We start from the raw sequence: 11,251 nt of genomic DNA, 5'->3' as shown, positions 1-11,251 counted from the left end.
CGATGACCCTGGTGCCCGCTCTCCTGGGGGTGAGGTCCCTGGCGGTGGGGCGGGAAGGCAGCCCGTTGCCCGGCGCCCGGCATTGTCACGTGAGCCCGGTGGGCCGCAGCTACTCCCACACGTTCACCGGATGGGGCTTGGCTTGTGCATGTCCCCAGCCCAGATGCTCGGAAAGCCGCGAACGGCGCGGGCTCGGGGCCATACAGGGGTCTCCCCGCAGGCAGCCGGGTTCCCGGCTACCGAATCGCACTGGAAGGGCTCAACGGTGCCGTGGGGGTCCCCCCGGCCGAAGGCTGGGGGAGAGTGACCCCTGTGTGGCCCCGAGCCCCCACCCACCGGACCGGCTGCGAACAAAAAGCCCGTCCGGCGTTTGAGGACACAGGAACGCGCACCCCCACGGCGGGCAAGCAGAACGCAGCCCCCGAACCCATCGCAAACGCGCGCTCCCCATAGGCGCGCCTCGGAATTCGGCTGCCCCCCGGGGCGGCTACGCTTGGGGGACCCGTCAGCAGCTTTCTGGATCATGATGCCCACCACCGAAGACCACGCCCCGTCCGTCGAGGACGCCGAGGCGGCCGGTGACGGGAAGTTCACCGTTCGGCTGGAGAACTTCGAGGGGCCGTTCGATCTGCTGCTTCAGCTGATTTCCAAGCACAAGATGGACGTGACCGAGGTCGCCCTGTCCCGGGTGACGGACGAGTTCATGGCGTACATCCGGGCGATGGGGCCGGACTGGGATCTGGACCAGACGACCGAGTTCCTGGTGGTCGCCGCCACGCTGCTCGATCTGAAGGCGGCGCGGCTGCTGCCCGCGGCCGAGGTGGAGGACGAGGCGGACCTCGCGCTGCTGGAGGCGCGGGACCTGCTGTTCGCGCGGCTGCTCCAGTACAGGGCGTACAAGCGGATCGCGGACATCTTCAGCGAGCGCCTGGAGGACGAGGGGCGCCGTCATCCCCGTACGGTCGGACTGGAGCCGCACCACGCGGAGCTGCTGCCCGAGGTCGCCATCAGCATCGGCGCGGAGGGCTTCGCGCGGCTGGCGGTGAAGGCGATGCAGCCCAAGGCCAGGCCGCAGGTGTACGTGGATCACATCCACGCGCCGCTGGTCAGTGTCAGGGAGCAGGCGGAGGTGCTGGTGGCGAGGCTGCGGGTCGCGGGGGAGGCCGGTTTCGCGGAGCTGACCGCGGACGCGGAGGACACGCTCACCGTCGTCGCCCGCTTCCTCGCGCTGCTGGAGCTGTACCGGGAGCGGGTGGTGGAGCTGGACCAGGACCAGGCTCTGGGCGCGCTGACGGTCCGGTGGACGGGCGGCGCGGAGGCCGAGCCGGTCGTGACGGACGAGTTCGACCGGGAGGCCGGGCCGGAGGTCCGGGACGGTGAGGGTGAGAGGGGTGCGGTGTGAGTGAGGCGGCGGTGTACGCGGACGAAGGCGGGCCGGAGGGTCCGGGCGCTCCGGTGGGGGCGCTCGGTGTCGCGGACCTGGAGTTGCGGCCGGCGCTGGAGGCCGTGCTGATGGTCGTGGACGAGCCCGCGACGGAGGAGCACCTGGCCAGGGTGCTGGAGCGGCCCCGCCGGGAGGTCGCGCTGGCGCTGCGGGAGCTGTCGGAGGACTACACGCGGCAGGGGCGCGGTTTCGACCTGCGGCTGGTGGCGGGGGGCTGGCGGTTCTACACCCGGCCCGCGTACGCGGACGCCGTGGAGAGCTTCGTGCTGGACGGCCAGCAGGCCCGGCTGACGCAGGCCGCATTGGAGACTCTGGCCGTGGTCGCGTACCGTCAGCCGGTCAGCCGTTCCCGGGTCTCGGCCGTTCGCGGGGTGAACTGTGACGGTGTGATGCGCACCCTTCTCCAGCGCGGTCTGGTGGAGGAGACGGGGACGGAACCTGAAACAGGTGCGATCCTGTACAGGACGACGAACTACTTTCTGGAGCGGATGGGCCTGCGCGGCCTGGACGAGCTTCCGGAGCTCGCTCCCTTCCTCCCGGAGGCGGAGGCGGTCGAGGGCGATTCCCGGGAAGGTGTTCCGTCGTTCGACGTAGACGACAGCGGCGACTCTCAGACGGATCATTGATGCGAAGCAGCGGCAGGAACAACAGGGACGCCGGTAGGGGCAACTACCGGGGTGCGGGCAACAAGAAGGACGAGAAGCAGCAGCGCGCCGGCCGGCCCCGTCCCGAGGAGCGCCGCTACGACGTGGGCGAGGGCGGACCGGGGCGCGGCGACGGCGCGGGCCGGGGCGGTTCCGGCGGCCGTGGCGGCCAGGGCGGTGGCGGCGGCCAGGGTGGTCGCGGCGGCTCCGCCGGCCGTGGTGGGGCTCCGGACCGTGGCGAGGAGCGCAGGGGCCGCGGCGCGGCCGCCCGCGGTGGCGCCAAGGGCGGTCCCCGTACGAGTCCGAAGGGCGGTGGCAAGCCCGGGGGGAAGGGCCAGCAGCAGCGCGGCCGGGGGCAGGCCCCGGCGCGGCCGCGTGAGTACGACGCGCAGGTGGAGGAGCGCAATCGCGCTCGTCACAGCAAGCCGCAGATCAAGACGCCGAAGACGTTCGGTGACCAGGAGGGTGAGCGCCTGCAGAAGGTGCTGGCCCGTGCGGGCATGGGCTCGCGCCGTGCGTGCGAGGAGCTGATCGACCAGGCACGGGTCGAGGTCAACGGGCGGATCGTGACCGAGCAGGGTGTGCGGGTCGACCCGGAGAAGGACGAGGTCAAGGTGGACGGCCTGACGGTCGCCACGCAGTCGTACCTCTTCTTCGCGCTGAACAAGCCGGCCGGTGTCGTCTCGACGATGGAGGACCCGGACGGGCGGCAGTGCCTGGGCGACTACGTGACCAACCGCGAGACGCGACTGTTCCACGTGGGCCGGCTGGACACGGAGACCGAGGGCATCATCCTGCTCACCAACCACGGCGAGCTGGCCCACCGGCTGACCCATCCGCGGTACGGCGTGAAGAAGACCTACCTGGCGGCGATCCAGGGTCCGCTCCCGCGTGACCTGGGCAAGCAGCTCAAGGACGGTATCCAGCTGGAGGACGGCTACGCGCGCGCCGACCACTTCCGGGTGGTGGAGAACACCGGCAAGAACTACCTGGTCGAGGTGACCCTGCACGAGGGTCGCAAGCACATCGTGCGCCGGATGCTGTCCGAGGCGGGTTTCCCGGTCGACAAGCTGGTGCGGACGGCCTTCGGACCGATCTCGCTGGGCGACCAGAAGTCCGGCTGGCTGCGGCGGATGACCAACACCGAGGTCGGCATGCTGATGCGCGAGGTGGAGCTGTAAGCATCGGGTGCAGGGCACCGCGTGCCTTGTCAGGTGGCGGAACCACCCCTTATTGTCATTGTGACGATTAAGGGGTGGTTCTTTTCATGGCGTCCGCCGCGACCGGATCGCTCATCGGGCTGGCGCTCGGTGACGCGCTGGGGTACCCGACCGAGTTCAACGACGTGCCCGCGATCGAGGCCACGTACGGCCCGTGGCGGGAGATGGCCCTGCCGGATCCCGCGTACGTCACCGACGACACGCAGATGACGATCGCCCTCGGGCGCGGCCTGCGTACGGCCGTGGCGGCCGCGGGCGGCGGCCTGGACGCCGCGCACCTGCTCCCGCCCGTACGGCGGAACTACGTCGAGTGGTGGCGCTCCCCGGACAACGACCGGGCCCCCGGCAACACCTGCCTCACCGCCTGCCACCTGCTCAGCGACGACACGCGCCCGTGGATTGAGGCCAGCCGCACCGGCGCGAAGGGGTGCGGCGCGAACATGCGGGTGGCGCCCGTGGGGCTGGTGCCGGGGCTGAGCCCGGAGCAGCGTTCCGGGGCGGCGCAGCTCCAGTCCGCGCTGACGCACGGGCATCCGACCGCGCTCGCCGCCAGTGACCTGACGGCGCACGCCGTGTACCTGCTCACGCAGGGCGTCCGGCCGGACGAGCTGACCGGGCTGCTGCGCGCGTACGCGGTGGACAGCCGTGGCGTCCATCGCGGCGACTGGCTCGGTGAGCTGTGGCGGCATGCCCAGGATCCGTCTCCGGAGCACTTCATCGCGCGCGGGTGGGACGACTGTCTCGGTGTGCTGGACCGACTGGACGCGGCGCTGCGCGCGCCCGCCCCGGAGGCCGACCCGTGCCTGGCCACCGGTGCCGGCTGGATCGCCGAGGAGGCGCTCGCCACCGGCCTGCTGTGCTTCCTGCTCTTTCCCGAAGAGCCGCTGACCGCGCTGCGCCGGGCCGCCTGCTCCTCCGGCGACTCCGACTCGATCGCCTGCCTCGCCGGCGCCTTCGCGGGCGCCCACCTGGGCGCCGGGGCGTGGCCCGAGGAGTGGGCGGGCCGGATCGAGTACCGCGACGAGCTGCTGGCGCTGGGGGAGGCGTGGGATGCGTAGTGCTGTCCTGGAGGCGGCCGGGCTGCCGGAGACCGACCTGGGTGTGGTGACGGCGGGGGAGGGGGACCCGCTGGTCTTCGCGACGGTTTCCGGCGCGCACCTCTACGGGTTTCCCTCCCGCGACTCGGACGTGGACCTGCGCGGCGCGCATCTGCTGCCGGCTGCCGCGCTGGTCGGACTGCGGGAGCCGGACGAGACGCGGTCCTGGATGGCGGACCGGGACGGCGTCGAGGTCGATCTCGTCACACACGACCTGCGCAAGTTCGCGCGGCTGATGCTGCGGCGCAACGGCTACGTACTGGAGCAGCTGCTCTCACCGCTGGTGGTGCGGACGAGCGCGGTGCACGAGGAGCTGGTGGCGCTGGCGCCCGCCGTCCTCACCCACCAACACGCGCACCATTACCGGGGCTTCGCGAACACGCAGTGGCGTCTCTTCGAGAAGACCGGCGAGCTGAAGCCGCTGCTCTATACGTTGCGGGTGCTGCTGACCGGCATTCATCTGCTGGGCAGTGGTGAGGTGCAGGCACATCTGCCCACGCTGATCGGGCTGGTGGCGGCGCCTTCGTACGTGCCCGAGCTGGTCGAGGCGAAGGCCGCGGCGGAGCACGGGCCCGCCGCCGGGCTGGTGGACGTGGAGCGGCTGCGGGCCGACGTGGCGGAGCTGCACGGCCGGCTGGACGCGGCGCAGGCCGCCTCCGCGCTGCCGGACGCCCCCGGCGGGTACGCCGCGCTACACGACCTCGTCGTACGGGCCCGGCTCGGCGCAGCGGAGCGCTGACGCGCGCCGGGCGCGGTACAGGAAGTCCTCGACGCGGCGGCGGTCGGGCTCCGGCGGCAGCGGTGAGCCGGGCTCGGCCGCCGCGGCCTGCTCGGTCAGTACGGTCATCCGGCGTTCGACCTCGGGCCAGGGCAGCTCGCCGCGTTTGACGGCGAGCAGCTCGTCGCGCGCGTCGCCGACGTCCAGGGTGAGCACGCCCGTACGCAGCAGGTCGCGGGAGCAGCGCAGCAGCCGCAGCAGGTGCATGGCGTGCTTCCAGCGGGGTGCGCCGTGCTGCCGTACATCCGCCTCCAGCTTCTTGAGCTGGCCGGCCGCGTAGCCGGTGAAGGTGCGGTGCACGAGGCGGGAGAGGAACGCGCCGCGCAGGGCGAGCAGTTCGCGGCCGGTGGCGTCGAGGTGTTCGACGAGGGGGGAGTGCAGGCACTCCAGGATGTTGGGGTTGGCGCGCAGCGCCAGTTCGCAGAAGCGTTCCAGCTCCCAGGAGAACTCCTCCTCGCGCGGCCCCTCCACATGCGTCGGCGGCTTCTCGAAGCGCCAGAACAGCTCGGTGGGCGCGAGATAGACACCGCGCCGGTCGGTGTCGCTGCCGTCGGTGGCGAGCCCGAAGGCGCGTGAGCCCATGACGCAGGCGTAGACGGTGTGGCCGGCGACCAGGGCGTGGTCCGCGAGCGGGGCGTGGCCTGTGGCGGGGGACGGCATGAGGGGGATTGTGGCTGGTGGGAGCGGTCTGCGCCAGCCGGTTTCGGGTGGCGGAAATGCCGCGCGTCGGTACGTTTGAAAGAAGTCACTCGTCGCGTGGGCCTCATCGACACTGCCGGGAATGCGTGGAAAGGCACGGACATGACGGGATCACCAGACCTCGGGAGACCGATGGGCCGGCGGCCCGGCGGCAGCCACGGCGGCGCGACAGGAGACCTCATCGGATCGCTGCTGGGGGCGCTCGGCGGCAGTACCGGCCCCGGAGGGCAGGGCGCACCCGGACACGGCGGCATACGGACCGTACTGGGCAAGCTCCTCCAGGGAGAGCTGGGACGCCAGGCGCATTCCTGGGTGGGACACGGCGCCAACGAACCGGTCACCCCCGAGCAGGTCGCCCAGGCGCTGCCCGGCGAGACCCTGCGGCGGATCGCCGAGGAGAACGGCGTCAGCGCCCAGGAGGCCGCACAGCAGCTCGCGCACACCCTGCCGCAGGCCGTGGACCGGCTGACGCCCGACGGCGAGATACCGCAGGACCCCGCACTCCAGGACCTCGTCGCCCGCCGGCACCGGACCGCCGGGCAGCGTTAGACACCGTCCCCCGGGCGCGGGCACGCGTCTCGTACCCGCCCGCTCCGTGTCTCGCGGACCGGGCGGCATCGTGCTCCGGCCCCGGACCTGGCTAGGCTGACGAGGAAGAAACGGCGGCCGGCGCGGGGTGCGTGCCGACCGCCGGACACGGATCTCAGGGGAGCGGTGACGTGGCGGTACGAGCGGTACGCGGGGCCGTGCAACTGGAGCGGGACGAGGCCGGACACATGCACGAGCAGGTGTCCGCGCTGCTGACGGCCGTCCTGGAGCGCAACGACCTGGCCCCGGACGACCTGATCAGCGTGTGGTTCACCGCCACCCCCGACCTGCACAGCGACTTCCCCGCGGTGGCCGCCCGCCAGCTCGGCATCACCGACGTGCCGCTGATCTGCGCCCAGGAACTGGACATCGCCGGCGCCATGCCGCGCGTGGTGCGCGTCCTCGCGCACGTCGAGACCGACCGCAGCAAGGCCGAGGTCGCGCACGTCTACCTCGGTGCCGCCGGGGCCCTGCGGAAGGACATCGCCCAGTGAGGACCGCGCTCGTCATCGGCACCGGCCTGATCGGCACGTCCGTCGCCCTCGCGCTGCACGCCCGCGGCGTCCAGGTGTACCTGGCCGACCACGACCCGGCGCAGGCCGAGACCGCCGCCGCGCTCGGCGCCGGCACGGCCGAGGAGCCGCCGGGCCCGGTCGACCTGGCCGTGGTGGCCGTACCGCCCGCCCACGTCGCGCCGACGCTGGCCGCGGTGATCCGGCGCGGCGCCGCCCGTGCCTACCTCGACGTCGCCAGCGTCAAGGGCGGCCCGCGCCGCGAGCTGGAGGCGATGGGCTGCGACCTGACGGCGTACCTCGGCACCCACCCGATGGCGGGCAAGGAGCGCTCCGGACCGCTCGCCGCCACCGCCGACCTCTTCGAAGGGCGGCCCTGGGTGCTGACCCCGGCCGAGGGCGGCGACACCGAGGTGCTCAACCTGGCGCTGGAGCTGGTCGCGCTGTGCCGCGCGGTGCCCGTCGTCATGGAGGCGGACGCCCACGACCGGGCCGTGGCCCTGGTCTCGCACACGCCCCAGCTGGTTTCCAGCCTGGTCGCCGCCCGCCTGCAGAGCGCGGACGAGACCGCCGTACGGCTGTGCGGCCAGGGGATCAGGGACGTGACGCGGATCGCCGCGTCCGCGCCCCGGATGTGGATGGACATCCTCTCCGCCAACCCGGGGCCGGTCGCCGACGTGCTCAGCGAGGTCTCGGCCGACCTGGAGAAGACCGTACGGGCGCTGCGCGCGCTGCAGGCGGCCGACGAGGAGAAGCGTGCCGAGGGCGCGCGTGGCGTCGAGGACGTGCTGCTGCGCGGCAACGCGGGCCGCGAGCGGGTGCCGGGCAAGCACGGTGCAGCTCCGGCCGCGTACGAGATCGTCGCGGTGCACATCGGTGACCAGCCCGGCGAGCTGGCCCGCATCTTCGCGGACGCCGGCCGGGCCGCGGTCAACATCGAGGACGTCCGCATCGAGCACGCCACCGGCCAGCAGGCGGGCTTCATCCAGCTCATGGTCGAGCCGCAGGCGGCGCCCATACTGGCGGCGGAGCTGCGCGAGCGGGGCTGGTCGATACGGCAGTAGCCGGGTCCGGTGCCCGGGGCGGGGACCGGACCGGGGAGGCAGGGGCGTACGGGCTGCACGGGGCGCCGCTGCTTGCCAGTAACCTTGTGCGGGGCCCCGCGCAGCGGCCCCCGTCCCGCCCCGTGATCGAGGAAGGTGCCCGACACCGTGGAAACCCCCGCCCGGACCGCCCCGGCCGCAGTGATTGTCGCCATCGACGGCCCCGCAGGCACGGGTAAGTCCAGCACCTCCAAGGCCGTCGCCGCCAAGCTGGGGCTGGGCTACCTGGACACCGGTGCCCAGTACCGCGCGATCACGTGGTGGATGCTGAGCAACGGCGTGGACGTGAACGACGCCATCGCCGTGGCGGACGCCTCGGCCAAGCCCGTGATCGTCTCCGGTACCGACCCGGCCGCACCGACGATCACCGTGGACGGTCTGGACGCCGCGGGCCCGATCCGCACCCAGGAGGTCACCTCGGCCGTCAGCGCCGTCAGCGCCGTCCCCGAGGTGCGGACCCGGATCACCGAGCTGCAGCGGGAGATCGCCGCCGGGGCTCCGGAGGGCATCGTCGTCGAGGGCCGCGACATCGGCAGCACCGTACTGCCCGACGCCGACCTGAAGATCTTCCTGACCGCCTCGCCGGAGGCCCGCGCGGCCCGCCGCAGCGGCGAGCTGACCGGCAAGGACGCCACCGACCTGGCGGCCACCCGGGAAGCCCTGGTCAAGCGGGACGCGGCCGACTCCTCCCGCAAGACCTCGCCGCTGGCCAAGGCCGACGACGCGGTCGAGGTGGACACCACCGACCTCACCCTGGAGCAGGTCATCGAGTGCGTGGTCACCCTCACCGAGGCGGCGATGGCCGCGAAGGCGGCGCGGTGACGCGGAGCGCACGGGCCGCGGGCCCGGACGGCGAGCGGCTGCCCAGCGCGGCCGGCGCCGTGGTCGGGCGGCGGATCGGCATCGGCCTGATGTACGGGCTGTGGAAGCCGCGGGTGCTGGGCGCCTGGCGGGTGCCGGCCACCGGTCCGGTGATCCTCGCGGTCAACCACGCACACGGGCTGGACGGCCCGATGCTGATGGGCACCGCGCCGCGGCCGGTGCACTTCCTGATCAAGAAGGAAGCGTTCGTCGGCCCGCTGGACCCGTTCCTGCGCGGCATCGGCCAGGTGAAGGTGGACCGCTCCGGCACCGACCGCAAGGCCGTCACCGACGCGCTGGCCGTGCTGGCGGACGACGGTGTGCTGGGGATCTTCCCCGAGGGCACCCGGGGCGAGGGCGACTTTGCCTCGCTGCGCGCGGGCCTGGCGTACTTCGCGGTGCGCTCCGGCGCGCCCGTGGTGCCGGTGGCCGTGCTGGGCAGCGCGGAGCGCCGGAGCCGGGCGATAAAGGCGGTGCCGCCGCTGCGCAGCCGCGTCGATGTCGTCTTCGGCGACGCCTTCGAGGCGGGCGACGGCAGCGGCCGGCGCACCCGTACGGCGCTGGACGCGGCGACGACGCGCATACAGGAGCGGCTGACCGCTCACCTTGCCCAGGCCAGGCGCCTGACCGGGCACTGAACGAGACTTGAACGGCGGCCCGCGTACGAGCGGGCACCGATGACGGAGAACGAGGAACGGACTTCATGAACGACCAGACCCCCACCGGCGACGAGCACGGTGCGCTTGGTGACGCCGAGTACACGGAGTTCATGGAGCTCGCCGCGCAGGAGGGCTTCGACCCGGAGGAGGTCGAGGGCGACATCGCCGCGGCCGGGCACGGCCCGCTGCCCGTCCTCGCCGTCGTCGGCCGCCCCAATGTCGGCAAGTCGACCCTGGTGAACCGCATGATCGGCCGCCGTGAGGCGGTCGTCGAGGACAAGCCGGGCGTCACCCGCGACCGGGTCACCTACGAGGCCGACTGGAACGGCCGCCGCTTCAAGGTCGTCGACACCGGCGGCTGGGAGCAGGACGTGCTGGGCATCGACGCCTCGGTGGCGATGCAGGCCGAGTTCGCGATCGAGGCCGCCGACGCGGTGGTCTTCGTCGTGGACGCCAAGGTCGGCGCCACCGACACCGACGAGGCCGTCGTCAAGCTGCTGCGCCGGGCCGGCAAGCCCGTCGTGCTGGTCGCCAACAAGGTGGACGGCCCGTCCGGCGAGGCGGACGCCGCCATGCTGTGGTCGCTGGGCCTCGGCGAGCCGCACCCGGTCTCCGCGCTGCACGGCCGCGGCACCGGTGACATGCTGGACGCCGCCCTCGACGCGCTGCCCGAGGCGCCCGAGCAGACCTTCGGCACCCGGCTCGGCGGGCCGCGCCGGATCGCGCTGATCGGCCGCCCGAACGTCGGCAAGTCCTCCCTGCTGAACAAGCTGGCCGGTGAGGAGCGGGTGGTCGTCAACGAGCAGGCGGGCACCACCCGCGACCCGGTCGACGAGCTGATCGAGCTGGGCGGCAAGACCTGGAAGTTCGTGGACACCGCGGGCATCCGCAAGCGCGTCCACCTCCAGGAGGGCGCCGATTACTACGCCTCGCTGCGCACCGCGGCCGCCGTGGAGAAGGCCGAGGTCGCGGTCGTCCTGATCGACGCGAGCGAGTCCATCAGCGTCCAGGACCAGCGGATCATCACGATGGCCGTGGAGGCGGGCCGCGCGCTGGTCATCGCGTACAACAAGTGGGACAACCTGGACGAGGAGCGCCGCTTCTATCTGGAGCGGGAGATCGAGCGGGACCTCGTGCAGATCCCGTGGGCGATGCGGGTCAACGTCTCGGCGCGCACCGGCCGGCACATGGACAAGCTCGTCCCGGCGATCGAGACCGCGCTGGACGGCTGGGAGACCCGCGTCCCCACCGGCCGCCTGAACGCCTTCCTCGGTGAGATCGTCGCCGCCCACCCGCACCCGATCCGGGGCGGCAAGCAGCCGCGCATCCTCTTCGGCACCCAGGCGGGTACCAAGCCGCCGCGCTTCGTGCTCTTCGCCTCCGGCTTCCTGGAGGCGGGCTACCGCCGCTTCGTCGAGCGCCGGCTGCGTGAGGAGTTCGGCTTCGAGGGGACGCCGATCCACATCTCCGTACGGGTGCGCGAGAAGCGCAGCAAGAAGAAGTAGCCGCCGCTTCGACGGCGGACGGTGGGGGGGGGGGGGGGGGGGGGGGGCCCCCCACACCCTCTCTTGTGTGTGGGTTGGGGGGGTAGGAACAGGGGTGGGGGGGCGAGGGGGGGAGAGGAGAGAGAACAGGAGGGTGTGTGG

General features: G+C 72.8%; 12 protein-coding genes. 11 read left to right on the top strand and 1 reads right to left on the bottom strand.

Going from position 1 to position 11,251, the window contains the following annotated elements:
• The first annotated feature begins 523 nt into the window (after nt 1-523).
• The 5 genes from ACZ4Z1_RS39410 to ACZ4Z1_RS39390 all read left to right on the top strand — a co-directional run bounded on the left by ACZ4Z1_RS39410 (nt 524) and on the right by ACZ4Z1_RS39390 (nt 5,144).
• On the top strand, nt 524-1,402 hold the full coding sequence (locus ACZ4Z1_RS39410; protein ID WP_468491513.1) for a segregation and condensation protein A: 879 nt from the start codon (nt 524-526) through the stop codon (nt 1,400-1,402).
• A complete protein-coding gene (gene scpB / locus ACZ4Z1_RS39405; protein WP_468491512.1) occupies nt 1,399-2,070 on the top strand; it encodes an SMC-Scp complex subunit ScpB in 672 nt (223 codons plus the stop codon). Before ACZ4Z1_RS39410 ends, scpB begins: the two co-directional genes overlap by 4 nt.
• Nucleotides 2,070-3,269, top strand: a complete 1,200-nt coding sequence (locus tag ACZ4Z1_RS39400) for a pseudouridine synthase (RefSeq protein ID WP_468491511.1) — start codon at nt 2,070-2,072, stop codon at nt 3,267-3,269. The genes scpB and ACZ4Z1_RS39400 overlap by 1 nt, the downstream gene beginning before the upstream one ends.
• Nucleotides 3,270-3,355: 86 nt before the next feature.
• Complete coding sequence (locus ACZ4Z1_RS39395) at nt 3,356-4,366, top strand: ADP-ribosylglycohydrolase family protein (protein WP_468491510.1); 1,011 nt, start codon at nt 3,356-3,358, stop codon at nt 4,364-4,366.
• Nucleotides 4,359-5,144, top strand: coding sequence for a nucleotidyltransferase domain-containing protein (locus ACZ4Z1_RS39390; protein WP_468491509.1), 786 nt, complete (start codon nt 4,359-4,361; stop codon nt 5,142-5,144). The genes ACZ4Z1_RS39395 and ACZ4Z1_RS39390 overlap by 8 nt, the downstream gene beginning before the upstream one ends.
• On the opposite strand, the gene ACZ4Z1_RS39385 is transcribed toward ACZ4Z1_RS39390, so the two are convergent.
• Nucleotides 5,097-5,843: a nucleotidyltransferase domain-containing protein gene (locus ACZ4Z1_RS39385; RefSeq protein WP_468491508.1), complete on the bottom strand. Its 747-nt coding sequence runs from the start codon at nt 5,841-5,843 to the stop codon at nt 5,097-5,099. The genes ACZ4Z1_RS39390 and ACZ4Z1_RS39385 overlap by 48 nt on opposite strands.
• 141 nt (nt 5,844-5,984) lie before the next feature.
• Between ACZ4Z1_RS39385 and ACZ4Z1_RS39380 the strand changes: the two genes are divergently transcribed.
• From ACZ4Z1_RS39380 to der, 6 genes are all read left to right on the top strand, one after another.
• The gene (locus ACZ4Z1_RS39380; protein WP_468491507.1) at nt 5,985-6,431 is read left to right on the top strand and encodes a YidB family protein; all 447 of its coding nucleotides are present in this window, start codon (nt 5,985-5,987) and stop codon (nt 6,429-6,431) included.
• Between the two features lie 170 nt (nt 6,432-6,601).
• The gene (aroH, locus tag ACZ4Z1_RS39375; RefSeq protein ID WP_468491506.1) at nt 6,602-6,964 is read left to right on the top strand and encodes a chorismate mutase; all 363 of its coding nucleotides are present in this window, start codon (nt 6,602-6,604) and stop codon (nt 6,962-6,964) included.
• Complete coding sequence (locus tag ACZ4Z1_RS39370) at nt 6,961-8,046, top strand: prephenate dehydrogenase (protein ID WP_468491505.1); 1,086 nt, start codon at nt 6,961-6,963, stop codon at nt 8,044-8,046. Before aroH ends, ACZ4Z1_RS39370 begins: the two co-directional genes overlap by 4 nt.
• Before the next feature lie 147 nt (nt 8,047-8,193).
• Nucleotides 8,194-8,907, top strand: a complete 714-nt coding sequence (cmk, locus tag ACZ4Z1_RS39365; RefSeq protein ID WP_468491504.1) for a (d)CMP kinase — start codon at nt 8,194-8,196, stop codon at nt 8,905-8,907.
• Nucleotides 8,856-9,584, top strand: a complete 729-nt coding sequence (locus ACZ4Z1_RS39360; RefSeq protein ID WP_468491503.1) for a lysophospholipid acyltransferase family protein — start codon at nt 8,856-8,858, stop codon at nt 9,582-9,584. The genes cmk and ACZ4Z1_RS39360 overlap by 52 nt, the downstream gene beginning before the upstream one ends.
• A 65-nt stretch (nt 9,585-9,649) precedes the next feature.
• The gene (gene der, locus ACZ4Z1_RS39355; protein WP_468491502.1) at nt 9,650-11,110 is read left to right on the top strand and encodes a ribosome biogenesis GTPase Der; all 1,461 of its coding nucleotides are present in this window, start codon (nt 9,650-9,652) and stop codon (nt 11,108-11,110) included.
• Nucleotides 11,111-11,251 lie beyond the last annotated feature (141 nt).

This window comes from Streptomyces sp. NPDC030165, from assembly GCF_055573595.1.
Note: the sequence above shows the minus strand (reverse complement) of the source record. Positions and strands in the feature narration are given on the sequence as shown.